Below are 24602 nucleotides of genomic sequence, written 5' to 3' on the forward strand. Positions count from 1 at the left end.
CAGACTAGGCTTATATATGACAGATATGTCGCATTCCGGGGTGAACGCCACCGTTGTGTTGTCCACAGGCGGTGGCTGATGTGAGTGCGGGACGTCAGAATCATGAAACGGGGGCACGTGAGCGGGATCTCATCCGCACCAACGGGAGGCAGCCGTGAGGACAGCGACACTGGGGCCGGCACAGCGAGCCGTGGCCTTCACCCGGATGGCCGAGCGGGAACTGGACGTGCTGGTCGTGGGTGCGGGCGTGGTCGGCGCCGGTACCGCGCTCGACGCCGTGACGAGAGGCCTGTCCACCGGTCTGGTGGAGGCGCGGGACTGGGCCTCGGGCACCTCCAGCCGGTCGAGCAAGCTGATCCACGGCGGTCTGCGGTATCTGGAGATGCTCGACTTCGCCCTCGTGCGGGAGGCGCTGAAGGAGCGCGGCCTGCTGCTGGGGCGCCTCGCCCCGCACCTGGTGAAGCCGGTGCCCTTCCTGTACCCCCTGCAGCGCAAGGGCTGGGAGCGGCTCTATGCCGGCGCGGGCGTCGCGATGTACGACGCCATGTCGGTCTCCAGCGGCCACGGCCGCGGCCTGCCGGTGCACCGGCACCTGTCGCGCTCCCGGGCCCTGCAGGTGGCGCCGGCGCTGCGCAAGGACGCCCTGGTGGGCGCCCTCCAGTACTACGACGCCCAGATGGACGACGCGCGGTACGTCACCACGCTCGTGCGGACGGCCGCGGCGTACGGGGCGCACTGCGCCAACCGGGCGAGGGTCATCGGATTCCTGCGCGAGGGTGAACGGGTCGTCGGTGCCCGCGTCCGGGACGTCGAAGGCGGCGTCGAGTACGAGATCCGCGCGAAGCAGGTCGTCAACGCCACGGGGGTGTGGACGGACGACACCCAGGCGCTGATCGGGGAGCGCGGGCAGTTCCACGTACGGGCCTCGAAGGGCATCCACCTGGTCGTGCCGAAGGACCGCATCCATTCGACCACCGGGCTGATCCTGCGGACCGAGAAGTCGGTGCTGTTCGTCATCCCGTGGGGGCGGCACTGGATCGTGGGGACCACGGACACCGACTGGGACCTGGACAAGGCGCACCCGGCGGCGTCGAGCGCGGACATCGACTACCTGCTGGAACACGTGAACTCGGTGCTCGCGGTGCCGCTGACGCGCGACGACGTCGAAGGCGTGTACGCGGGGCTGCGGCCGCTGCTGGCCGGCGAGTCGGACGCGACGAGCAAGCTGTCGCGCGAGCACACGGTGGCGCATCCGGTGCCGGGGCTGGTGGTGGTCGCGGGCGGCAAGTACACGACGTACCGGGTCATGGCGAAGGACGCCGTCGACGAGGCGGTGCACGGGCTGGACCAGCGGGTGGCGCCGTGCGTGACGGAGGACGTGCCGCTGGTGGGGGCCGAGGGGTACAAGGCCCTGTGGAACGGGCGGGCGCGGATCGCGGCCCGGACGGGCCTTCATGTGGTGCGGGTGGAACACCTGTTGAACCGGTACGGGACGCTGACGGAGGAACTGCTCGGCCTGGTCGCCGACGACCCGGAACTGGGCAAGGTGGTGACCGGGGCGGACGACTACCTGCGCGCGGAGATCGTGTACGCGGCTTCGCACGAGGGGGCGCGGCACCTGGACGACGTGCTGACGCGGCGGACGCGGATCTCGATCGAGACCTTCGACCGGGGGACGCGGTCGGCGCGGGAGTGTGCGGAGTTGATGGCTCCGGTGCTGGGGTGGGACAAGCAGCAGATCGAGAAGGAAGTGGAGCACTACGAGAAGAGGGTCCAGGCGGAACGGGAATCGCAGCGGCAGCCGGACGACCAGACGGCGGACGCGGCGCGGCTGGGGGCGCCCGACATCGTTCCGTTGTAACTCCGGGATGCGGAAGGCGGAACCGCAGACCCGGGGGGTCCGTCCGTTGCGGAGTGAGGAACAATGATGGCTCTGCCGGGGCGGGTTACCGTGGGCCCCGGTCGCCGGGTCGCTCAGCCGCTGGGGCGGGCGGAGCAGCGGCACGATCGCAGAGGGGACGCATGTCGAAGCCGGAGCACACCGAGTCACCTGCCGGGGCGCCTGCGGCGGAGCTTGACGACGGCGCCTCTGCGGGGTCGCCTGCGGCGAAGCCCGAGGCTGTTTCCGTGCCCGCGGCAAGGGCTGCCGCGGACGCGGAGGCTGATGGGCCGAAGCCCGGCTCCGCGCCCGCGGATGCGCCTGCGGGCTCGCCCGCGGCGAAGCCCGGGGGTTCCGCTGCGGCTGCCGTGCCGGAGCCGAGCACGACCGTGCCCGCGGCGAGGGCTGCCGCTGACGCGGTGTCGCCCGCGGCAGCGAAGCCGGCGCCTGCGGCGCAGCCGGACGCCGGTGCGCAGCCCGCCGCCGCGAAGCCGGGGCCGACCGAGGCCACACCTGCGGCGGGCGGGACCGCTGACGCGAAGCCCGCGGCTGCGAAGCCGAGCCTGAGCAAGGCCGCGCCTGCGGCGCAGGCCGGGGCTGACGCGGAGTCTGACGGGCCGAAGGCCGCGTCCTCGCCTGCGGCGGAGCCGAATGGCGGTGCGGAGCCCGCCGACGCGCCGAGCCCGGACAAGGTCGCGCCTGCGGCACGGGCTGCTGCCGAGCCCGCCGCGGCGAAGGCCGCCCCCGCGGCGGAGCCGGTCGTCGGCGCGAAGCCGGGGAAGGCGGCGGTCGGGGCGACCGGGGGGAATCCCGTCGTCGAGAAGGCCGACGCGATGGCCGCCGCCGTCAAGGCCGCCGCGGCCAAGGCGGCCGGGGACGGGCAGCACGAAGGGCGGCTGCTGGCCGGCCGGTACCGGCTGGGAGCTGTGCTCGGCAAGGGCGGCATGGGTACCGTCTGGCGGGCCCAGGACGAGACCCTGGGCCGCACCGTCGCCGTCAAGGAACTCCGCTTCAGCAGCGGGGTCGACGACGACGAGAAGCGCCGCCTCATCACCCGCACCCTCCGCGAGGCCAAGGCCATCGCCAGGATCCGCAGCGGCGGCGCCGTCACCGTCTACGACGTCGTCGACGAGGACGCCCGGCCGTGGATCGTCATGGAGCTCATCGAGGGGCCCTCGCTCGCCGAGTTCATCCGGGAGAACGGCCCGCTCACCCCGCACCGCGCCGCCGAGGTCGGCCTCGCCGTCCTCGAAGTCCTGCGCGCCGCGCACGGCCAGGGCATCCTGCACCGGGACGTCAAGCCCTCCAACGTGCTCATCGCCGGCAACGGCCGCGTCGTCCTCACCGACTTCGGCATCGCCCAGGTCGAGGGGGACCCCTCCGTCACCTCCACCGGCATGCTCGTCGGCGCGCCCTCCTACATCTCGCCCGAGCGTGCCCGCGGTCAGAAGCCCGGCCCGCCCGCCGACATGTGGTCGCTCGGCGGCCTGCTGTACGCCTCCGTCGAGGGCGTGCCCCCGTACGACAAGGGGTCGGCGCTCGCCACGCTCACCGCCGTCATGACCGAGCCGGTGGACCCGCCGAAGAACGCCGGCCCGCTCACCGACGTCATCTACGGTCTGCTCGCCAAGGACCCGGCCCGCCGCCTGAACGAGGAGCGCGCCCGGGAGATGCTCACCGCCGTCCTCGCCGCGCCCGAGCCGGTGCCCGCCCCCGTGGTGCCCGCGGTCGCCGAGGAGACCCGGCAGATATCGCTGGCGGACGCCCAGCAGGCTGCCGAGAAGGCCACCGCCGAGAAGGCCGCCGCCAAGGCCGCGAAGAAGGAACGGGAGCGCCGGGAGCGGGAGCAGCGCGAGCGCGCCCGCGCCGCGCTGAAGGCCGCCCGCAAGGCGGCGACGGCCACTCCGGCCGTCGCGGTCTCGGCCGCGGAGGCGCCGAAGGGCCGCCCCGCCGCCGTCGTCGCGCCGCTCACGGACGTCATGCCGCGGCGCACCATCGCGCTCGCGGTGGCCGCCGTGATCGCCGTCCTCGTGGTGGTCGGCTCACTGATCGCCTACGCCGTCAGCGGCGACGACAAGGACAAGAAGGACCAGGGCAAGGGCGGTCAGCCCACCCCGGCCGCGTCCGCCCCGCAGACCTCGGGCGGAGCCGAGCAGGGTTCCCCGAAGCCGTCGGGGAACACGGGTGAGACCGGCGCGGGCGGTACCGGCGGCGCCGGTACCGACGCGGGCGCCGCCGGCCAGGGCCAGGGCCAGCAGACCGCCGGCCAAGGCCAAGGCCAAGGCCAGGGGCAGGGCCAGGGCGCCACGACCGGGGGAGCGGGCGGCGCGCTCCCTGCCGGATTCGTGATGGTGACGGAGCCCGGCTTCCACTTCTCGATGGCGATGCCCGAGGGGTTCAAGCGGACGGGCACCGCGGGCGACAACTCCGGCGGGATCTTCAGCCGCGACGGCGGATTCCCCCGGATCCAGGTCGACTTCACCAACAAGCCGGGCGACGACGCGGCCCTCGCCTGGGTCAAGCTGGCCCCCGCGGTGGGCCTCAGCAGCAAGGGCTACCGGCAGATCCGCATAGACAAGACGGAGTACCGGGGCTACCCGACCGTTGCGGACTGGGAGTTCGAGCGGGAGCACGGCGGGGTCAAGATGCGCGTCCTCAACCGCGGCTTCAAGACCGACGCCACGCACGGCTACGCCATCATGATCAGCTGCCCCGCGGACCAGTGGGACGGCCCCGAGTGCACCCAGATGCGCGAGGTCGCCTTCCAGACCTTCCAGCCTCTCGGCTGACCCCGGGACGCAGGCGCCCCTGTCGACGTATCGTGTCAGCGGGGCCCTGAGGGCCCGCCGCACTCGGGGGAGGCGATGTGGAGGAGTACGCGGGCCGGATCCTGGCCGGCCGCTACCGCCTGCCGCTGCCGCCGTCCGACGCGTACGAGCTCGTCGAGACCCGGGCCTTCGACACGCGCAGCGGACAGGAAGTCCTGGTGCGGCAGGTGCCGTTGCCGGAGGTCGTGGACGCCGAACTGGTGGACGGGCCGTCGGCCGTTCCGGCGGCCCGCCGCGCTCCCGCCGACCTGCCGGCCGTCCGGCGCGCGATCGAGGCGGCGCAGGCCGCGGCCTCGATTCCCGACCATCCGCGGCTGGACCAGGTCTTCGACGTGTTCGCCGAGGGCGAGTCGCTGTGGATAGTGAGCGAACTCGTCCCGGCCAGGCCGCTGGCCGCGCTGCTCGCCGACGAACCCCTCAGCCCCTACCGGGCGGCCGAGGTGGCGTCGGACGTGCTCACCGCGCTGCGGGTGCTGCACGCGCACGGCTGGACCCACCGGAACATCACCGTCCGTACGGTGTTGGTGTGCGAGGACGGCAGGGTCGTGCTGACCGGCCTGGCGGCCGGCGCCGCGGAGGAGGCCCTGTGCGGCTACGACCCCGTCCCCCGCACCGCCGACTCCGCCCCCGACGAGCGCTGGGGTCCGGGTCCCGCCCCCGACGAGCGCTGGGGTCCGGGTCCCGCCCCCGCCCCGTTACCGGCCCCCGCGCCGTCCCCGCCGGACCCCGTCCAGGCCCCGATCCCGATCCCGGCAGCCCCGCCCCGGTCCGAAGCGCCCGGGTACGCGCCGCTCGTGGCCCCCGGGTACGACACCGGGCCGCGGTACAACGACCACATCACCCCCGGCCGTCCGCAGGACCGGGCCGACCCGCAGGCCGCCGCGCGCGCCGGGGTCGTCGCCGCCTACCGCGCGGGCGCGCGGGCCGCCGCCCGGGTCACCGAGCAGCGCAGGGCCGAAGCGGCCCTCGAGGCCGCCACCGGGACCGGAGTGACGCCCGAGCGCAGGCCCGAGGGATCGACCCTCCCGCGGGGGTACTCGTACCCCTACGGCCGAGGAACGGAGACCGGGGCCGCAGCCGGGACCGGGACCGCAGCCGGGACCGAGGCCGCAGCCGGGACCGGGGCAGGCGCCTGGCACGGCGCGACCCCGCGCCGCCCGGCCCTGCCGCAGGCCGAATCCGCACCCGCAGCCGGACCGGAACGCGCAGCCGGACCGGAACCCGAAGCCGGACCGGCACCTGAGGCCCGGCCCGTCCCGGCTCCGCCCGCGTGGAGCCGGACCGAGCCGCCGGCCGTGCCCGCCCTGCCCGCGCAGCTCGCCCTGCCGCAGGGCTACCACCAGGCCGAGACCCCGGCGCCCGCGCCGGAGCGGGCCCCGCAGGCCGCCCCGTGGACCGGGCTCGACGCCGAGCGGGCACGGCACACGCGCATGGCCGTGGTCGGCGCGATCACCGAGCGGTGGGCCCCCGAACAGGCCGGCCCCGTGCACGGCCACTGGCAGCTGGCGGCTCCCGTCGGGCCCGCCACCGACCTCTGGGCACTGGGCGCGCTGCTCTACCGCGCCGTGCAGGGCCACGCCCCCTACCCGGAGGACAGCGTCGCCGAGCTGGTCGAGATGGTCTGCGGCGAGCCCCCCGCCTTCGCCGAGGAATGCGGGGCCCTCCGCCCGGTCGTGGAGTCCCTGCTGCGCCAGGACCCCACCGAGCGGCCGGACTTCGAGGAACTCCGCGGCTGGCTGCGCTCGCTCGTACGGTCCGCGCCCGAGCCGGACGCGGGGCTCGGCATGCTCCCGATGCCGGAGCCGGATCCCGCGCGGCTGCCCGTCGTACGCCGCCGCGGCGAGGTCCACGGCCGGCACCGCAATCCCACGGCCGCGCGCAAGCCGCAGGCGCTCGGCCGGACCCTGCTCGTCGGCATCCTGGTCCTCCTCGCCGGGGCCGTCGCGTACGCGGTGCTGTTCATGCCGCGGGCCGGCGTGCCGCAGGAGCAGGACGGCCCCGGGGAGACCACCGCGCACGCGTCGTCGGGGCCCAGCCCCTCCCAGGTCCCCACCGGAACGCCCGAGTCCAAGCCGGCGCCCCAGACCACCGGGCCCGCCGCCTCGCAGGCCGCACCCGCGCCGGCCCCGCCCGGCTACACCACCCAGCAGGACCCGGAGCACTTCGAGATCGCAGTCCCCCAGGGCTGGGAGCGCCGCGGGATCAACGAGGCGGGCCAGGTGCGCTACACCGACGGGTCGTTCGTGCTGACCGTGGTCCCCGGCAGGGACAAGGTCGAGGGCAACCCGGACCCGGCGGCGTACCAGAAGGACAAGGAGCCGGAGCTGACGCCGTACCGGACCTCCACCTGGTCGACCGTCGGGGACGTGAAGACCACCAGGGTCGGCCAGCAACTGCGGGCCACCGGCCGCTACACGTGGATCGACGGGACCGGCCGCAACGTGTTCGCGCGCAATTTCGTCGTCGCGCTGGCGGGCAGCTACCACGTCGTCCTGGTGACCGGTCCGGAGGACGAACAGACCAAGGTCACCGAGGTCTTCGAAAAGGCCACGGCGAGTTACAAGGCGGGCGGATGAGCGGATATTGACGACTGATCAGTACGGCGATTGCGTCACAGTGCCGTCTTTCGGCGCCCGGGCGGTTCCGACAGCCCCCGTGGGCTCCGTAATCTGGCCTGAAGTGCAGAGAGCGGCGGGAATTCGTGGAACAGCAGACAGGTGGGGGCGCCGTGCTGGCGGGCCGGTACAGGCTCGTCGAGCCGATCGGCCGGGGCGGTATGGGAAAGGTGTGGCGCGCGCATGACGAGCTGCTCCACCGGACCGTCGCGGTCAAGGAACTGACGGCGGGTCTGTACGTGGCCCAGGCGGACCGGGACGTCATGCACGCCCGGACGCAGAAGGAGGCGCGGGCCGCGGCCCGGATCCAGCACCCGGCGGTGGTCACCGTCCACGACGTGCTGGAGCACGATGACCGGCCGTGGATCGTCATGGAGTACATCGACGGCCCCTCCCTCGCGGACGCGGCCAAGGCGGCCGGACGGATCGAGCCGCGCGAGGCGGCCCGGATCGGGCTGCACGTGCTGGGCGCGCTGCGCGCCGCGCACGCGGTCGGTGTGCTGCACCGGGACGTGAAGCCGGGCAACGTCCTGCTCGCCAAGGACGGCCGGGTGCTGCTCACGGACTTCGGGATCGCGGCGATCGAAGGCGATTCGTCCATCACGCGCACCGGCGAGATCGTGGGCTCGATCGACTACCTGGCGCCGGAGCGGGTCACCGGTGGGATCCCCGACCCGTCCTCGGACCTGTGGTCGCTGGGCGCCACCCTGTACACGGCGGTGGAGGCCCGCTCCCCGTTCCGCCGTACGTCGCCCATCTCCAGCCTGCAGGCCGTGGTGAACGACGAGCCGCCGGCGCTGCGCCAGGCCGGGGTGCTGGGTCCGGTGATCACGTCCCTGCTGCGCAAGGACCCGACGGAGCGGCCCTCGGCGGAGGAGGCCGAGCGGATGCTGCTGGAGGCGATGGAGGGCCGCGAGCCGAAGGCGGCGCACGCGTACGTGCCGACGCGCGCGGTCACGCCCGAGGAGCTCGCCCCGGCGGCGCGGGAGCGGCCCGAGGAGCATGCCCCGCAGGCGGAGGCCGCGCCGACGGCACCGCTGCCGGAGCCCGCGGTCTCCGGGGCGGTGGCCGCGTCCGCCCCGGCCGACCGGGACGGCGGCTGGCTCAAGCGCGCCGCGGTGGTGGCCCTGGTGGCCGCGCTGCTCGGCGGCGGCGGGGTGTTCGGGGTGCTCAAGTACACCGCGGACTCGGGGAAACAGGGCGATCCGGACCGGGTCGCGAGCTCGACGGGCGGCCAGTCGGGCGACGACGGCAAGCCGCAGGCGGCGCCGCCGCCGGCCGGCTACACGAAGGTCGTCGACCCCCTCGCCGGCTTCACCCTGTTCGTCCCGGAGGGCTGGACGCGCAAGGCGAACGGCGACCAGATCGACTACACCCCGGACGACGGCAAGCACTTCATCCGGATCGCCGCCGACTCCACCCCGGACTACCAGGACCCGTACGCGCACCTGATCGACCTGGAGAAGCAGGTGGCGAAGCGGACCGACTACAAGAAGGTGCGGCTGAACCAGAACACCTTCCGGGACAGCACGCGGGCCGCGCTCTGGGACTTCACCTGGACGGAGAAGCAGAACCACCCCGGTCCGCGCAGGGCCAAGGAGCAGATGTACGTGGCCCCGGACGGCACGGAGTACGCCATCTACATGTCCAGCCCGGTGGCGAGCTGGGCCACCACCGAGCAGCAGTTCGACGTCGTGCTCAGTGGCTGGGAGCCGCCCGCCAAGAAGTCCTGACCGCCCGGATCCCGGCATCCTGCCAGCGATCGCTGGCGGAAAAGGCAAAATCCGGTTACCGGCGGGTACCCAAAGGCTGCCGGGCGCAATACGCTCACCGGCATGACGGACTCGCAGGCCCCCGCCGCCCCCCTCCGGACCGCACCGCAGCCCACCAACCCGGTCGCCCCGGCCCCGGCCGGCGCCCGCACCGCGGCCGACGTGGTGACGCCCGACCTGGTCGCACGGCTGACCCGCGGAGTGATCGGCTCCGGCCGCACCGCCAACCACACCCCCTTCACCGGGGACCGGCTGGCGGAGCTCCCCGAGGCCACCCCCGAGGACGTGGCCGAGGCCTTCGACCGGGCCCGCGCCGCCCAGCCCGCCTGGGCCGCGGTCCCCGTCCGCAAGCGGGCGGCGGTCCTGCTGCGCTTCCACGACCTGGTCCTCGCCCGCCAGGCCGAGATCCTCGACCTGATCCAGCTGGAGACCGGCAAGGCCCGCCTGCACGCCCACGAGGAGGTCCAGGCCGTCGCCGTCTCGGCCCGCCACTACGGCCGCAAGGCACCCTCCTACCTGCGCCCCAAGGGCCACACGGGCGCGATGCCGACCCTCACCAAGGTCACCGAGCTGCGCCAGCCGCGCGGGGTCGTCGGCCAGATCGCCCCCTGGAACTACCCCCTCGAGCTGTCGGTCGGCGACGCCCTCCCGGCCTTCGTCGCGGGCAACGCACTCGTGATGAAGCCCGACACCGAGACCGCGCTGACCGCCCTGTGGGCCCGCGACCTGCTGATCGAGGCCGGGCTGCCCGCCGAGGTGTTCCAGATCGTCCTCGGCGAGGGCCCCGTCGTCGGCCCCGAGGTGGTCCGCCACGCCGACTACGTCTCCTTCACCGGCTCCACCCGCACCGGCCGCGAGGTCGCCCGGGGCGCTGCCGACCGGCTCGTGGGGGTCTCCCTCGAACTCGGCGGCAAGAACGCCATGCTCGTCCTGCACGACGCCGACGTCGAGAAGGCCGCCGCGGGTGCCGTCCGCGCCTGCTTCTCCTCGGCCGGCCAGCTGTGCATCTCCATCGAGCGGCTCTACGTCCACGCCTCGATCGCCGACGCCTTCGTGGAGCGGTTCGCCGCCCGCACCCGGGCCATGCGCCTGGGCAGCTCCCTCGCCTACGGCGCCGACATGGGCTCGCTGGTCGGCGAGCGCCAGCTGGAGACCGTACAGCGGCACGTGGACGAGGCCGTCGCCAAGGGCGCCACCCTCGTCGCGGGCGGCACCGCCCGCCCCGACATCGGCCCGCTCTTCTACGAGCCCACCATCCTCGACGGCGTCGAGGCGCCCATGGCGGTCTGCGGCGAGGAGACCTTCGGCCCGGTCGTCTCCGTCTACCGCTTCACCGACGAGGAGCAGGCGATCGCGGAGGCCAACGCCACCGCCTACGGCCTCAACTCCAGCGTCTGGACCAAGGACGCCCGCCGCGGCCACTCCGTCGCCGCCCGCCTGCGCACCGGCACCGTCAACATCAACGAGGGCTACGCCCCCGCCTACGGCAGCGCCCAGGCGCCCATGGGCGGCATGAAGGACTCCGGCCTCGGCCGCCGTCACGGCTCCGAGGGCATCCTCAAGTACACCGAGGCCCAGACCGTCGCCCACCAGCGGCTGGTCCCGATGGCGCCCTCGCTGGGCATGGACGACGAGAAGTACGCGGCGTTCATGACCCGCAGCCTCAAGGTCATGAAGGCTCTCCGACTGCGCTGAAGGAGGTATCCGTGTCGCACGACGACGCATCCGACGACGCCTACGACTACGACGTCATCGTCATCGGATCGGGCTTCGGGGGGTCGGTCTCGGCCCTGCGCCTCACCGAGAAGGGGTACCGGGTCGGCGTCCTGGAGGCAGGACGCCGCTTCACCCGCGAGAGCCTGCCGAAGAACAGCTGGGACCTGCGCAACTACCTGTGGGCCCCGGCCCTCGGGCTGTACGGGATCCAGCGGATCCACCTGCTCGGCAACGTCATGGTGCTCGCGGGCGCCGGTGTGGGCGGCGGCTCGCTCAACTACGCCAACACCCTGTACGTGCCGCCGCGGGCCTTCTTCGAGGACCGGCAATGGGCGTCCATCACCGACTGGCGCGAGGAACTCGCCCCGTACTACGACCAGGCCCAGCGGATGCTCGGGGTGCGTCTCAACCCGACCATGACCCCCTCCGACGTCCACCTCAAGGCGGCCGCCGAGAAGATGGGCGTGGCGGACACCTTCCACATGGCTCCGGTCGGCGTCTTCTTCGGCGACGGCGAGGACGCCGCGGACGGGCCCCGGGTCCGGCCCGGGGAGGAGACCGCCGACCCGTACTTCGGCGGCGTCGGACCCGCCCGCAGGGCCTGCACCGAGTGCGGCGAGTGCATGACCGGGTGCCGGCACGGCGCGAAGAACACGCTGAACGAGAACTACCTGCACCTCGCCGAGCGCGCGGGCGCGGTCATCCACCCCATGACGACCGTCACCGCACTGTCCGAGCACCCGGACGGCGGCCACCGCGTCCGCACCGTGCCCACCGACGGCCGCCGCCGCGGGAAGGCGAAGGTGCTGCGCTGCCGGTACGTGGTCGTCGCGGCCGGCACGTACGGCACGCAGACCCTGCTGCACGCCATGAAGGACCGCGGCGAACTGCCCCGGCTGTCGCAGCGGCTCGGGAAGCTGACCCGTACCAACTCCGAGGGCCTGGTCGGTGCGCAGACCGACGACCGCCGCTACCGCAGGCGGCACGGCACCGGCCCCGGCACGGCACAGCGGGCCGACTTCACCCGCGGCGTGGCGATCACCTCCTCCGTGCACCCGAACGCCGACACCCACATCGAGCCGGTCCGCTACGGCAAGGGCTCCAACGCGATGGGGTTCCTGACCGTCCTCCAGGTCCCCTACAGTGCCCACCGGGTCCGCGGCTGGCTGGCCAGGACCGTGCGGCACCCCCTCCAGCTGGCCCGGTCGCTGTCGAACCGGCGCTGGTCGGAGCGGACCATCATCGGCCTGGTCATGCAGTCCCTGGACAATTCGCTGACCACCTACCGCAAGCCGGGCGGGATCGGGAAGGGCCTGCTCACGGCCCGCCAGGGGCACGGAGCCCCGAACCCGGTGCAGATCGCGGAGGCCACGCGGGCCGCGACCCTGCTGGCCGAGGAGATCAACGGCTTTCCGGGCTCCAACATCGGCGAGCTGATGGGGACCCCGCTGACCGCGCACTTCCTGGGCGGCTGCCCGATCGGGGCGTCGGCGGAGGACGGCGTGGTGGACCCGTACCACCGGCTCCACGGGCACCCGGGCATCTCGGTGGTGGACGGTTCGGCGGTCTCCGCGAACCTGGGGGTCAACCCGTCGCTGACGATCACCGCGCAGGCGGAACGGGCGATGTCGTACTGGCCGAACAAGGGCGAGCGGGACCCCCGGCCCGAACAGGGCGCGGCGTACGTCCGCCTGGACGCGGTGGAACCGGTCCGGCCGGCCGTCCCCAAGGACGCGTTCGGCGCGCTGCGGCTGCCGTTCCTGGCGGTCCCGGAAATTCCTCCGCGGGATCCGGAACCAGCAGGATGACGGCGGTGGGTACCGCGCTCCCCCTCCGAGCGCGGTACCCACCGCGGTACATACGTGACAGATGTTCAGCCTTGATGGTTGTACCGGAATCCGCCGAGCCGGGCTGTGGTGTCGATCACACCACCAAGGAGGCAACTGCGGCTCGCGTTCGGCCGTCAACGGCAGCATGAGAAAGCGCATCTCCTTGCTGGCTGCCTGCGGCGTCGCCGCCCTGGGGCTCGCAGCCACTCCCGCACACGCTGCGGACCCCGTCTTCACCCTGGCCGGACCGGCCGAGATCGGCCTGCGCCCGCACCCCGGGCAGAACGGCGGCGGGCCGCAGAAGACCTTGGTGGAGTTCCGGCTCGTCAACGACACCGCCTCGGCGTTCGACCGGCAGAGCACCTTCACGATCGACCTCAGCGGGCTCAAGGGCATCGCCGACGTCGCGCTCGCGAAGCAGCAGGGCTCGGACTGCGCCCTCACCGAGGCGGCCGTCACCTGCAAGCGCCCCGCGCTGTGGAAGGGCGAGACCAGCGTCGTCGACCTGGACCTGCGCGCCGCCGCGGGCAGCAAGGCCGGCGCCACCGCGGACCTCACCGTGACCGGCAAGGCCGAGGGGGCCACCTTCAAGGCCGCCACCACCAAGGTCCGGGTCGGCGGCCCCGACCTCGTGCTGGAGCGGGCCGCGCTCAAGGAGGAGCAGAAGCCGGGCGACAAGCAGAACCTGTCGATCGTCTTCGCGAACCAGGGCACGGAGCCCGTTCGGGGCGTCGTCCTGGAGATGCGCACCACGCACGGCATCGACCTGCTGGAGCAGTACGACAACTGCTCCTACTCCGAGGACACCGGTGCGGGCCGCCCCCTGAACCCGGGCTGGAGCACCGTGCAGTGCCTGCTGGAGGGCGAGTACGAGCCGGGCAGCGTCTACGGGGTCGACGGCCCGCTGACGCTGAAGGCCGCCCCGCACGCCTTCGCCGACACCCTCACCTACGCCGTGTACGCGGACGGCCACCAGCCGAAGGCCGGCGCGACGTCGAAGAAGCCGGCCGGAGGCAAGAAGCTGGCCGTGCAGAAGCGCGCCGCCGCCGGGGCCTCCGCGCAGTCGGTGGACCTCGACCCCTGGAACAACCTCCAGGAGTTCGACTTCAGGACGAAGAACAGCGCCGACCTCGTGGCCTGGCCCGTCGCCCTGGCCGGAGCGGCCGGCGAGACGGTCAAGGCCGACTTCGGCTTCCGCAACAACGGGCCCGCCTGGGTGGCGTACCTGCGTCCCGGTGAGAGCGTCGCCCGCACGGACATCGTGCTCCCGGCCGGTACGAAGGCCACCAAGGTCCCGGCCGACTGCCAGGGCGTCAACGCCGACGGCACCGCCCGCGAGCAGGCGCTGGGCGCGCCCCGCTACTTCTGCTCCACCGGCCACGTCGTGGGCGAGCGGGAGAAGTTCAGCTACCCGTTCGAGCTGAAGATCGAGCAGGTCGTGGCGAACGCGGCGGGCTCCGTCTCGGTCGGCCAGTGGACGCCGCAGGGCACCAAGGGCCAGCCGTGGGACCCGAACCACGCCAACGACAAGGCGTCCGTCGTGATCAGCGCGAAGGACGGGGGCGCCACGCCGAGCCCGACGGCGACCGCCACGGCCACCGCCTCGCCGACCGCCACGTCGAGCTCCTCGGCGACGCCCACCAGCACCACTGGCACCTCCGGCACCTCCGGCACCACGCCGAACGGCGGCCTCGCCGCCACCGGCAGCTCCGTCGGCCCGCTCGCGCTCGGCGGCGCGGTGCTCGTGGCCGTGGGCGGCGGCCTGGTCCTGGCCTTCCGGCGCAAGGCCGGCAGGCACGCCTAGCCGGGCGGTCGCGTACGCGCACACAGAACGGCCGGCCCGGGGCGTCCCCCGGGCCGGCCGTCCTTACGGGGTGACCGGGCTGCTGTCCCCTGCCGTCCGGTCACGCGAAGGAGCGAGGTCCCACGACGCACGCACCACGAGGCGTACGTCTCATCGCTCCTGCAGAGCCACGCGTGGTGTTGCGGTTCCGCGGCTGGCTGACGCGGACAACCTCACCAACGAAGCCTCCCGGGGGCGGTCACGCTCCGGACGGGTGACGAACAGCCGTCACACCCGGCCCCGGCACAGCTCCAGCAGGGTCATCGCGAGGGCGGTGCCGGGCCTGCCCAGGGCGTCGCTCCAATGGGACAGCACCTCCATCTCGCGGGACAGGTGCACCCGGCGCCCGCCGGAGGCGATCCGGGCCTCCTGGATGACCGTCGAGACGGCCATCCGCTCCTGGATCAGCCCGATGATCCGGTCGTCGATGGCGTCGATACGGGTACGGGACTCGGCGATCAGCTGCTCGGGGGCGGTGGCGATCGTGGTCATGGTCTTCTCTCCTGTCGGGTGGGGCCCGCAGGTCCGGAAAACGCAGAGCGCCCCGGTCCTGTCGGACCGGGGCGCTCTGGGAAGTCAGCGGCTCAAGCGAGCATCACGATGACCCATGGCGACCGGACCGGCCGGTGCCATAGGTAAAGAGGAAGCTCAGCTGCTTGCGCACGGAAGGATTATGGCCTTCCCTCCCCGCGCGTGCCAAGCCGCTTCGGATGGTGAGACGAAGGGGCCCCGGCGTCCCCCGTTAGAATTGACAAAACAGCCACCTCTTCCGCCGGAAGGCCGCCCCGTGCCAGAAGCACCCTCCGCCGCCCACGACAGCGCCCCGGACACGGTTCTCGTCGTCGACTTCGGCGCCCAGTACGCCCAGCTCATCGCCCGCCGCGTCCGCGAGGCACGGGTCTACAGCGAGATCGTGCCGAGCTCGATGCCCGTCGACGAGATGCTGGCCAAGAACCCCAAGGCGATCATCCTCTCCGGCGGTCCGTCCTCCGTCTACGAGGAGGGCGCCCCGCAGCTCGACCGCGCCCTGTTCGAGGCCGGGATCCCGGTCTTCGGCATGTGCTACGGCTTCCAGCTGATGGCGACCACGCTCGGCGGCACCGTCGACAACACCGGCGCCCGCGAGTACGGCCGTACCCCGCTGCACGTCTCCAAGCCCGGCTCCACCCTCTTCGAGGGCACCCCGGAGAACCAGTCGGTGTGGATGTCGCACGGCGACGCCTGCTCCGCCGCCCCCGAGGGCTTCACCGTCACCGCGTCGACGAACGTCGTCCCCGTGGCGGCCTTCGAGAACGACGAGAAGAAGCTGTACGGCGTGCAGTACCACCCCGAGGTGATGCACTCCACGCACGGCCAGCAGATCCTGGAGCACTTCCTCTACCGCGGCGCCGGCCTGGCCCCCACCTGGACCACCGGCAACATCGTCGAGGAGCAGGTCGCGGCCATCCGCGCGCAGGTCGGCGACAAGCGCGCCATCTGCGGCCTGTCCGGCGGCGTGGACTCCGCGGTCGCCGCGGCCCTCGTGCAGAAGGCCATCGGCTCCCAGCTGACCTGCGTCTACGTCGACCACGGCCTGATGCGCAAGGGTGAGACCGAGCAGGTCGAGAAGGACTTCGTCGCCGCCACCGGCGTGCAGCTGAAGGTCGTCGACGCGCAGGAGCGCTTCCTGAACGCGCTCGCCGGCGTCTCCGACCCGGAGACCAAGCGGAAGATCATCGGCCGCGAGTTCATCCGCGTCTTCGAGCAGGCCCAGCTGGAGATCCTCCAGGAGGAAGGCCCCGCGGTCGCCTTCCTCGTGCAGGGCACCCTCTACCCGGACGTCGTCGAGTCCGGCGGCGGCACCGGCACCGCGAACATCAAGTCGCACCACAACGTCGGCGGCCTCCCCGACGACATCGAGTTCGAGCTCGTCGAGCCGCTGCGCCAGCTCTTCAAGGACGAGGTCCGCATGGTCGGCCAGGAGCTCGGCCTGCCGGAGGAGATCGTCCAGCGCCAGCCCTTCCCCGGCCCCGGCCTCGGCATCCGCATCGTCGGCGAGGTCACCAAGGAGCGCCTGGACCTGCTGCGCGAGGCCGACGCCATCGCCCGCCACGAGCTCACCGCGGCCGGCCTGGACCGCGAGATCTGGCAGTGCCCGGTCGTCCTGCTCGCGGACGTCCGCAGCGTCGGCGTCCAGGGCGACGGCCGCACCTACGGCCACCCGGTCGTGCTGCGCCCCGTCTCCTCCGAGGACGCGATGACCGCGGACTGGACGCGCATGCCGTACGAGGTGCTCGCCCGGATCTCCACCCGCATCACCAACGAGGTGCCGGAGGTGAACCGTGTGGTCCTGGACTGCACGAGCAAGCCCCCGGGCACCATCGAGTGGGAGTAAGGGGCCCCGCCCCCGCACGACGGCGCCGCCGCTCAGCCCTGCTGAGCGGCGGCGCCGTCGCCGTTTCGCCGGTGCGCGGCTCTGTTCTCCTCGCGCGCAGGCCAGTACCTTGCGCCGACGACGACGACGGCGGAGACGGACCGACGGAGGGCGGGCGATGTCCGAGGAGACGGGGACGCCGGGCACGCGGCCCGGCCCGGTGCCGGTGCCGGTGGAGAGGCTGGCGTTCGAGATGCCGCCCGCGCACACCGACCCGGCCGAGGAGCGCGCGCACCGCAGGGAACGCCTCGCGGGCACGCTGCGGCTGTTCGCGCGCCTCGGGTACGAGGACGGGGTCGCCGGGCACGTCACCGCGCGGGACCCGGAGTTCGACGACTGCTACTGGGTGAACCCCTTCGGCCGTGCCTTCGCCGCCCTCGGCCCCGAGGACCTGCTGCTCGTCGACGGGGACGGGCGGGTGGTCCAGGGGGAGCGGCGGGTCAACCAGCTGGCCTTCGCCGTGCACGCCGCCGTGCACCGGGCGCGCCCCGAGGCGGTGGCCGTCGTCCGCGTGCAGGCCCCGTACGGCCGGGCCCTCGCGGCCCTGGGGGAACTCCTCGCCCCGATCACCCACGAGGCCTGTGCCTTCTACGAGGACCACGCCCTCCTCGACGAATACGCCGGCGCGGACGACGGCGCGCGGATCGGCCGCGCGCTCGGCCCGTACAAGGCGCTCGTCCTGCGCAACCGGGGGCTGCTGACGGTCGGCGGTTCGGTGGACGCCGCCGCCTGGTGGTTCGTCGCGGCGGAACGGGCGGCCCAGGTCCAGCTGATCGCGCGGGCCGCGGGGAAGCCGGTGCTCATCGACCACCACAGCGCCGTCGCCACCCGCGAGCGGTTCGGCGGGGACCTCGCAGCCTGGGTGAGCTACCAGCCGCTGTGGCAGACGGTCGCGGACATGGCGTCAACATCATGAACCGTTAATCACCTGCTCTGACATCGTGCGCAATCCGGAGCACTGCCGCAGTGGTGCACAATTCGCTGGCATTGCCCCGTAGTTCAGAGAGGCGGCACGTACGTGGCTGTCCAAGAGATGTCCCGCGGCACCCATACCACTGCCTGCGCCTGCGAAGAGTGCGCCCGGGAAGGGCACCGCCGAGCGGTCGCCGCGTTCCTGGAGAAGCGCGACGAGTTCGCCGCAGGGCAGGGCGTGCCGGCCGCCGTCGCGCACTCCCTCGGCGCCTCCCGGCAGTGGGTCTCCGACGAGCTGGCCCTGTCGGCCCGCAACGTCGCCGACCGCGGAAGGGAGGCCGGCAACTCCTGGCTGTACGTGTTCTCCCGGCGGGCCGTCCTCGCCGTGTGGATCGCCGCCGGTGTCCTGCTGCTGGTCCAGGTGGCCGCCGCGCTCGGCACCGGCTGGTCCACGGCGCGCACCGCCGGACTCCTGGCGGCGCTGCTGCTGGCCGGGCTGCTGACGGTCGCGGCCCGCGCCCAGTCGCTGCGCGGCGGGCTGCTGGCCCCGCTGGTCGGTGAGGACAACAGGCTGTCCACCTCGAAGGCGGTGCCCAGCGCCTGGGTGGTGCTGACGTCGTTCGCGACGCTGCTGCCCGCGCTGCGGCTGGCCGCGTCGGCCCCCGGACCGGAACGGCAGGCGCTGTACGCGGGCCTCGCCCTGGACCGGGCGCTGCCGGTGCTGTCGGTGGTCGTGCTGACCTCCGGGGTGGCGGTACTGGTGCGCCGGGTGGTCTGCGTACGGATCATGAGCCAGCGGCTGCAGAAGCTGCCGGCGGACCGGCCGCGCGGAGCGGACCTGCTCACGGACGACGCGGGCCGCGGGAGCTTCCCCGACGCGCAGTACGTGCTCGTCTCGACGGCCGTACTGGCCTACGCGGCGGCCTCGCTCGCCCGTTTCCCGGACCGGCTGCCGCAGCTGCCCTGGGCGCTGGCCCTGCTGATGGCCCTGTCGGCCGCGGTGTACCTGGCGGCGAAGTACGCGGAGGGCAGCCGCCCGCTCGTGCTGTCGGTGGTGCGCAGACGCGAGCCCGGGGACCTGGACGCCGCCGTCCGCCCCGGGGACGACATCGAGATCCGCGGCGTGGGCTTCGTGCCGCCCGGGGCGCAGACCCCGGAGATGCTCGCCCGGCTGGTGGTGCGGATCGGGGCGGTCCACGTGCACGTGCCGCTGGTCCCGGTGCCGGGCGGGTTCACCAACCCCTCCGACACGGTGCTGACGGTGCCGGTCCCGGCGGAAGTGGAACCGGGGCGCACCGAGATCCAGGTGGTCACGGCTGCGGGAGTGGAATCCAACCGCTGCACCATCGACGTGGCCGAGTGATCGGGGTAGACATGTCGCGTGACCAGAACCGAAGCACCTCCCCGGACCGACGTACCGCGCGGGCTGCGTGACCAGGCTGCCCGGTACCACCTGCTGCCCCTGCGGCTGTTCCTCGGCGTGACCTTCGTCTACGCGGGTGTGGACAAGCTCACCGATCCCGCGTTCCTCTCCGCCTCCGGCGACGGCTCCATCGGCGACCTGATGAGCGGGGTGCGCGACACCTCCGCGGTCCCCGCCCTCGTGGACCTCTCCCTGCAGGCCCCCGTGGGATTCGCCGTGTTCCTCGCCGTCGCCGAGATCCTGGTGGGCCTCGGCACCCTGGTCGGCCTGCTGTCGCGGACCGCGGCCGTCGGCGGGGCCCTGATCTCGCTCAGCCTGTGGCTCACGGTCTCGTGGGCGGTGTCCCCGTACTACTACGGCAACGACCTGATCTACCTGATGGCCTGGACCCCGCTGATCATCGCCGGTGCGCCCTACCTGTCGCTGGACTCGGAGATCCGGTCGCGCCGGTCCCGGCGTACGGCATAGGTCACCAGCCCCACCAGTGCGGCCAGCGTCAGCCCGCCCGCGGTCATCGGGATGACCGCGTACCACGGCAGGTCGGCCTCACCGGTGGTCTCGGCCAGGTAGAGCACGCCCGCCAGCAGCAGGACCAGTCCCGCGATCAGCCGTCCCGGCTGGAACTCATGACGCCGCACGCTCCACCTCCACCTGTCCGATTCCCGCACTGAGGTCCAGCTCGACCGTCCCGCCGGCCTCGGTGCCGGCGGCCGGGGCGAAGGTCGCCGTCCGGTTCTGCTGCCCGGGGCCGACCCGCTCGATCCGGCCCTCGTAGTCGTCCGGCAGCTGGATGTCGCCGAGGCGCCGGACGGTGACGTCCGCCCGGACGGTGGCCTCCCGCGGCAGCACCACCTGGAGCCGGCCCACGTCGATGGAGGCCCTCACGGCCACGGTGGTGCCCTTCGGCACGTCGAGGCGGCTCAGGTCCAATACGGCCAGTCCCGTGCCCGCCTCGTACTCGGGCCGTACGTCGGACATCGCGACCGGCCGCCACTCGAACGTCCCCCAGTCGGTGCCGATGTCGCGCGGCAGCGCCGCGGCGCCGGCCAGCAGACCGGAGGTGAGCAGGGCCAGCACGACCGTGCCGAATCCGGTGCGGCCCAGCAGGGAGCTGACCGCGAGGCCGAGACCGAAGACGATCAGCGCGCAGGCGAGTCCGGTCTGCAGGGCCTCGCCCAGCGGGCTGCCTTCCCAGTCCGCCGCGGTACCGACGGCCCCGGCCAGCAGGGCGAGCAGGAAGACACGGCCGCCGATGCCGCCGCGCCCCCGGACCCGGGCGGCGCCCGCGGCGGGCCGTGCGGACGCGCCCGTGGCTCCGAGGGCGCCGGACTCCGCCGGGCCGACGGAGTCGTCGGGCCCCCACAGGTATCCCGTCGAGCCGACGGGGCCGGTGGTGCCGTCCTTGACGAGTGGGTCCCGCCACCAGGACGGGGCACCGGGGGCGGGCGGCGCCTTCGTCTCCGGCGGGGCCGCCGGGGAGTGCGCGGCGCGCGGGGCGGCCCCGCCCGGGGCGGGCGCCTCCGTCTCGGGGGCGACGGCCTGCCGCCGCCGCTGCGACCAGTAGGAGGCCCCGCCGAGCGCCAGGACCACCAGGACCGAGAACACCGCCAGCGCGCCGTTGTCCAGCATCGACAGGAACAGGGCGCAGCCCACCAGGGCGGTGAACACCGCCGCCAGGGTCGCCCCCTCGACCCGGCCCGTCAGCAGCTTCTTCGCCTCGCTGTCCTCCTCGCCCTCCTGCGGGAGCAGCAGCCACGCGAAGCCGTAGAAGATGAGGCCCACGCCGCCGGTGACCGCAAGGACGCCGAGGACGATCCGGAAGACCACCGGGTCCAGGTCGAAGTACCGGCCCAGTCCGCCGCACACGCCCGCGAGGACCTTGTCGCGCTTGCTGCGGCGCAGGGGCGGCCGGGCCTCGGCCGCCAGGGGGGCCCCGGCGCCGGCGGGCGGGGCGTCGTGTACTTCGGTCATGCGTCCATGGTGACGGTCGGCGCGGGCCCCCGGAATCCGGTCCTACCCTGGCGCAACCCTGAGATCTCCCGGGCAGAAGTGGGGGGATGCCCTGATGCCCGGCCCCGGCCCGCCGTGTGACCCTTGGTGACATGCCCGTAGCCGCCTCCTCCCGCCCCCTGCACGCCCCGGACGCCGACGACCCGCCGCAGCGCAAGCTCTACCGCAGCGCCGACGGCCGGATGCTCGGCGGTGTCGCGCGCGGTCTGGCCGGGCACGTCGGGCTGCCCGTGGGCTGGGTCCGCCTCGTGTTCCTCCTCCTCTTCATGTGGGGCGACGGACTGGGTGTGCTGCTGTACGCCGCGTTCTGGGTCTTCGTACCGCTCGGCGTCGGCGGGCGCGCCGGGCACCGCTCCTTCTTCGAGACCCTCCCCGACGGCACCCGCCGCCTGCGCAAACCCGACAGCGGGCAGATCACGGCACTGATCGCCCTGTTCATCGGCGCGGGCATCTTCATTTCCAAGGTCCAGCTCGGCGGCGAGTCCGGACGCTACGTCTGGCCGACGCTGCTGGTCGGGGCCGGTGTGGTCCTCGTGTGGCGGCAGGCCGACAACGCCCGCCGCGCCCACTGGACCACCGCCGCCGGGCGGCACGGGCGCCTCTTCCAGGCAGCCCGCGCGCTCGCCGGGGTCGCCCTGGTCGGCGTGGGCCTCACCGTCTTCATCGTCGTACGGGGCTCCGCCGCGCAGCTCGGCAACGTCCTCACCGCCACCCTCGCCGTCCTCGTCGGCGTCGCCCTGCTCGCCGGCCCCTGGCTGATCCGGATGACCCAGGACCTCTCCGAGGAGCGGCTGATGCGCATCCGTGCGCAGGAGCGCGCCGAGGTCGCCGCCCACGTGCACGACTCGGTGCTGCACACCCTCACCCTGATCCAGCGCAACGCGGAGGACGTGGGCGAGGTGCGCCGGCTCGCGCGGGCCCAGGAACGCGAGCTGCGCAACTGGCTCTACAAGCCCGAGGGCACCGGCAAGGACGAGGCCGAGGAGCCGGCGACCCTGGCCGAGGCCGTGAAGAAGACCGCGGCCGAGGTGGAGGACCACCACGGCGTGCCCATCGAGGTCGTCGTCGTCGGCGACTGCCCGCTCGACGAGAAGCTGGGCGCACAGGTCCAGGCCGCACGCGAGGCGATGGTCAACGCCGCCAAGTACGGTGGCGAGGGCGGGCCGGTGCAGGTGTACGCGGAGGTGGAGGGGCAGACGGTGTTCGTGTCCGTACGGGACCGCGGGCCCGGCTTCGACATCGAAGCGGTACCCGACGACCGCATGGGCGTACGAGAATCGATCATCGGCCGGATGCAGCGCAACGGCGGGACCGCGCGACTGCGGTCCGCGCCCGACGGCGGCACGGAAGTCGAGCTGGAGATGGAGAGGGCGGCGAACACGGCATGACCGAGGCCGGAGAGAACCCAGGCGTGGCGGCGACCAGGAGGGTCCGGGTGGTGCTCGTCGACGACCACAGGATGTTCCGCACGGGCGTGCAGGCCGAGATCGGCGAGACCGACCGGACCGGGGTGGAGGTCGTGGGAGAGGCCGCCGACGTCGACCAGGCCGTCACCGTCATCACGGCCACCCGGCCCGAGGTGGTCCTCCTCGACGTGCACCTGCCCGGCGGCGGCGGCGTCGAGGTGCTGCGGCGCTGCGCCCCCCTGATGGCGGCCGCCGAGAACCCGGTGCGGTTCCTGGCGCTGTCCGTCTCCGACGCGGCCGAGGACGTCATCGGCGTGATCCGCGGCGGTGCGCGCGGCTACGTCACCAAGACCATCACCGGCACCGACCTGGTGGACTCGGTCTTCCGCGTGCAGGACGGGGACGCGGTGTTCTCGCCGCGGCTGGCGGGCTTCGTGCTCGACGCGTTCGCCTCGACGGACGCGCCGCCGGTGGACGAGGACCTGGACCGGCTCACCCAGCGCGAGCGCGAGGTGCTGCGGCTGATCGCGCGCGGGTACGCGTACAAGGAGATCGCCAAGCAGCTCTTCATCTCGGTGAAGACGGTGGAGTCGCACGTCTCGGCGGTCCTGCGCAAGCTGCAGCTCTCCAACCGGCACGAGCTGACCCGCTGGGCGACGGCACGCCGCCTGGTGTGACGCCGTACGGCGTCCGACCTGCGGTGTGACCCACACCGCAGGTCGGCTGGGCAACCGGCGCCGCGTCGGCCGCACTCTAGGCTGTCGTGATGAGCTTGACCGGTACACCCTTCTTCGTATCGGTGATCGCACTGACCGTGATCGCCGTCATCCTCCCCCTGGCCCTGTGGAGCAAGGTGCGCGGCCCTGCCGTCGTACGCGCTGCCCTGCGCACCTTGATGGTGGTGTTCGCCCAGGTCACAGCAGTCGCCGTGGTGTTCGTGGCCGTCAACCGGGCCGAGCACTTCTACAACTCGTGGGGCGATCTGCTCGGCACCGGCACGTACGTCACCGCCGCACCCGACCTCGGTCCGGACGGCCTGGGCGGAAAGAAGGTGGAGGAGGCCCCGAAGGCCAAGCAGGCCTTCCAGCCGGTCGAGGGCCTCGGTGGCCGCGTCCAGAAGACCGAGCTCGACGGCAAGATATCCGGCGTCAGGGGCGACGTCCTGGTGTGGCTGCCGCCGCAGTACGACGACCCGGCCTTCAAGGACAAGAAGTTCCCGGTCGTCGAGCTGATCCCGGGCATCCCGGGAACGGGGAAGTCCTGGTTCCAGGGGCTCAAGGCGCACGAGGTGCTGGAGCCGTTGATGAAGAGCGGCAAGGTGCAGCCGTTCATCCTCGTCTCGCCGCGCGCCATGCTCGTGGGCAACGGCGACACCGGCTGCGCCAACCTCCCCGGCAAGGTCAACGCGGACAGCTGGTTCAGCGTCGATGTCCGCAAGATGGTCGTCGACAACTTCCGGGCCTCGGACGAGGCCCGGACCTGGGGCGTGGCCGGCTACTCGGCCGGCGCCTACTGCGCCGCCAAGCTGGCGATCGCCCACCCCGACCGCTACAGCGCCGCCGTCTCCCTGTCCGGCTACAACGACCCCGGCCAGGAACCCTCCTCGCTGGTCGCCCAGGACCCGCAGCTGCGCGTCACGCACAACCTGAAGAACGTCCTCAAGGCCCAGCCGGCGCCGCCGGCGGTCTCGCTGTGGATGTCGGGGGCCGAGCAGGACGGCTACCTGTCCGGCATGGACCTCAAGGCGCTCGCGCAGAAGCCGACCGTCGTGCACGCGGAGAAGGTCACCGGCGGCCACAACCTCGACTCGTGGTCCAAGCAGCTGCCGCAGACCTTCGGCTGGCTGAGCGGCGTGGTCAAGGCCCCCTAGCCCTGGCGGACTCTGCCGATCGGCGGAGAGCGGCCGCCCCGGAGGCCGCCGGACTCTGCCGGTCGGCCGCTGTGCCCGCCACCCCC

General features: G+C 73.2%; 17 protein-coding genes. 14 read left to right on the forward strand and 3 right to left on the reverse strand.

All coding sequences use genetic code 11. The features are described 5' to 3' along the window. Nucleotides 1-154 precede the first annotated feature (154 nt). From IH80_RS0115625 to IH80_RS0115655, 7 genes are all read left to right on the forward strand, one after another. Nucleotides 155-1861 (forward strand): glycerol-3-phosphate dehydrogenase/oxidase, encoded by a 1707-nt coding sequence (locus IH80_RS0115625; RefSeq protein WP_030960976.1) that lies wholly within the window; start codon nt 155-157, stop codon nt 1859-1861. A gap of 437 nt (nt 1862-2298) precedes the next feature. Further along, nucleotides 2299-4668 (forward strand): serine/threonine-protein kinase, encoded by a 2370-nt coding sequence (locus IH80_RS0115630; RefSeq protein WP_324609408.1) that lies wholly within the window; start codon nt 2299-2301, stop codon nt 4666-4668. Between the two features lie 77 nt (nt 4669-4745). Then, nucleotides 4746-7283, forward strand: coding sequence for a protein kinase (locus tag IH80_RS0115635; protein ID WP_030960979.1), 2538 nt, complete (start codon nt 4746-4748; stop codon nt 7281-7283). A 125-nt stretch (nt 7284-7408) separates the two neighbouring features. Further along, the gene (locus IH80_RS0115640; RefSeq protein ID WP_030960980.1) at nt 7409-9055 is read left to right on the forward strand and encodes a serine/threonine-protein kinase; all 1647 of its coding nucleotides are present in this window, start codon (nt 7409-7411) and stop codon (nt 9053-9055) included. 102 nt (nt 9056-9157) lie between these two features. Then, nucleotides 9158-10789, forward strand: a complete 1632-nt coding sequence (locus IH80_RS0115645; RefSeq protein WP_030960981.1) for a succinic semialdehyde dehydrogenase — start codon at nt 9158-9160, stop codon at nt 10787-10789. 11 nt (nt 10790-10800) lie between these two features. After that, a complete protein-coding gene (locus tag IH80_RS0115650) occupies nt 10801-12618 on the forward strand; it encodes a GMC oxidoreductase (protein WP_199819267.1) in 1818 nt (605 codons plus the stop codon). A gap of 166 nt (nt 12619-12784) precedes the next feature. Further along, the gene (locus IH80_RS0115655; protein ID WP_030960983.1) at nt 12785-14443 is read left to right on the forward strand and encodes a hypothetical protein; all 1659 of its coding nucleotides are present in this window, start codon (nt 12785-12787) and stop codon (nt 14441-14443) included. 267 nt (nt 14444-14710) lie between these two features. Here IH80_RS0115655 and IH80_RS0115660 read toward each other — a convergent pair whose 3' ends face one another. Further along, complete coding sequence (locus IH80_RS0115660; protein ID WP_030960985.1) at nt 14711-14974, reverse strand: chorismate mutase; 264 nt, start codon at nt 14972-14974, stop codon at nt 14711-14713. A gap of 295 nt (nt 14975-15269) precedes the next feature. Here IH80_RS0115660 and guaA point away from each other — a divergent pair, with 295 nt between their 5' ends. From guaA to IH80_RS0115680, 4 genes are all read left to right on the forward strand, one after another. Then, complete coding sequence (guaA, locus tag IH80_RS0115665) at nt 15270-16856, forward strand: glutamine-hydrolyzing GMP synthase (protein ID WP_030960987.1); 1587 nt, start codon at nt 15270-15272, stop codon at nt 16854-16856. 157 nt (nt 16857-17013) lie between these two features. Next, a complete protein-coding gene (locus tag IH80_RS0115670) occupies nt 17014-17811 on the forward strand; it encodes a class II aldolase/adducin family protein (RefSeq protein WP_030960989.1) in 798 nt (265 codons plus the stop codon). A gap of 102 nt (nt 17812-17913) precedes the next feature. Continuing rightward, nucleotides 17914-19170, forward strand: coding sequence for a hypothetical protein (locus IH80_RS0115675; RefSeq protein WP_030960990.1), 1257 nt, complete (start codon nt 17914-17916; stop codon nt 19168-19170). A gap of 18 nt (nt 19171-19188) precedes the next feature. Next, complete coding sequence (locus IH80_RS0115680) at nt 19189-19698, forward strand: DoxX family protein (protein WP_030960991.1); 510 nt, start codon at nt 19189-19191, stop codon at nt 19696-19698. Here the strand turns inward: IH80_RS0115680 and IH80_RS0115685 are convergent. Both IH80_RS0115685 and IH80_RS0115690 read right to left on the reverse strand, forming a co-directional pair. Next, complete coding sequence (locus IH80_RS0115685; RefSeq protein WP_030960993.1) at nt 19644-19868, reverse strand: hypothetical protein; 225 nt, start codon at nt 19866-19868, stop codon at nt 19644-19646. The genes IH80_RS0115680 and IH80_RS0115685 overlap by 55 nt on opposite strands. Then, a complete protein-coding gene (locus tag IH80_RS0115690) occupies nt 19855-21201 on the reverse strand; it encodes a PspC domain-containing protein (protein ID WP_030960995.1) in 1347 nt (448 codons plus the stop codon). The genes IH80_RS0115685 and IH80_RS0115690 overlap by 14 nt, the downstream gene beginning before the upstream one ends. A gap of 131 nt (nt 21202-21332) precedes the next feature. Here IH80_RS0115690 and IH80_RS0115695 point away from each other — a divergent pair, with 131 nt between their 5' ends. The 3 genes from IH80_RS0115695 to IH80_RS0115705 all read left to right on the forward strand — a co-directional run bounded on the left by IH80_RS0115695 (nt 21333) and on the right by IH80_RS0115705 (nt 24516). Further along, nucleotides 21333-22628, forward strand: coding sequence for an ATP-binding protein (locus IH80_RS0115695; RefSeq protein ID WP_030960996.1), 1296 nt, complete (start codon nt 21333-21335; stop codon nt 22626-22628). Next, entirely contained in the window at nt 22625-23323 is a 699-nt protein-coding gene (locus IH80_RS0115700) for a LuxR C-terminal-related transcriptional regulator (RefSeq protein WP_030960997.1), read from the forward strand. The genes IH80_RS0115695 and IH80_RS0115700 overlap by 4 nt, the downstream gene beginning before the upstream one ends. Nucleotides 23324-23412: 89 nt before the next feature. After that, a complete protein-coding gene (locus IH80_RS0115705; RefSeq protein ID WP_030960998.1) occupies nt 23413-24516 on the forward strand; it encodes an alpha/beta hydrolase in 1104 nt (367 codons plus the stop codon). Nucleotides 24517-24602 lie beyond the last annotated feature (86 nt).

The organism is Streptomyces sp. NRRL S-378 (assembly GCF_000720645.1).
Lineage (GTDB): Bacteria > Actinomycetota > Actinomycetes > Streptomycetales > Streptomycetaceae > Streptomyces.

What these genes read in the sequence shown, in the direction of transcription:
- IH80_RS0115655 (WP_030960983.1), top strand. Translation starts at nt 12,785, where the DNA reads ATGAGAAAGCGCATCTCCTTGCTGGCTGCCTGCGGCGTCGCCGCCCTG.
- IH80_RS0115705 (WP_030960998.1), top strand. Translation starts at nt 23,413, where the DNA reads ATGAGCTTGACCGGTACACCCTTCTTCGTATCGGTGATCGCACTGACC.
- IH80_RS0115660 (WP_030960985.1), bottom strand. Translation starts at nt 14,974, where the DNA reads ATGACCACGATCGCCACCGCCCCCGAGCAGCTGATCGCCGAGTCCCGT.
- IH80_RS0115645 (WP_030960981.1), top strand. Translation starts at nt 9,158, where the DNA reads ATGACGGACTCGCAGGCCCCCGCCGCCCCCCTCCGGACCGCACCGCAG.
- IH80_RS0115670 (WP_030960989.1), top strand. Translation starts at nt 17,014, where the DNA reads ATGTCCGAGGAGACGGGGACGCCGGGCACGCGGCCCGGCCCGGTGCCG.
- IH80_RS0115700 (WP_030960997.1), top strand. Translation starts at nt 22,625, where the DNA reads ATGACCGAGGCCGGAGAGAACCCAGGCGTGGCGGCGACCAGGAGGGTC.
- IH80_RS0115690 (WP_030960995.1), bottom strand. Translation starts at nt 21,201, where the DNA reads ATGACCGAAGTACACGACGCCCCGCCCGCCGGCGCCGGGGCCCCCCTG.
- IH80_RS0115695 (WP_030960996.1), top strand. Translation starts at nt 21,333, where the DNA reads ATGCCCGTAGCCGCCTCCTCCCGCCCCCTGCACGCCCCGGACGCCGAC.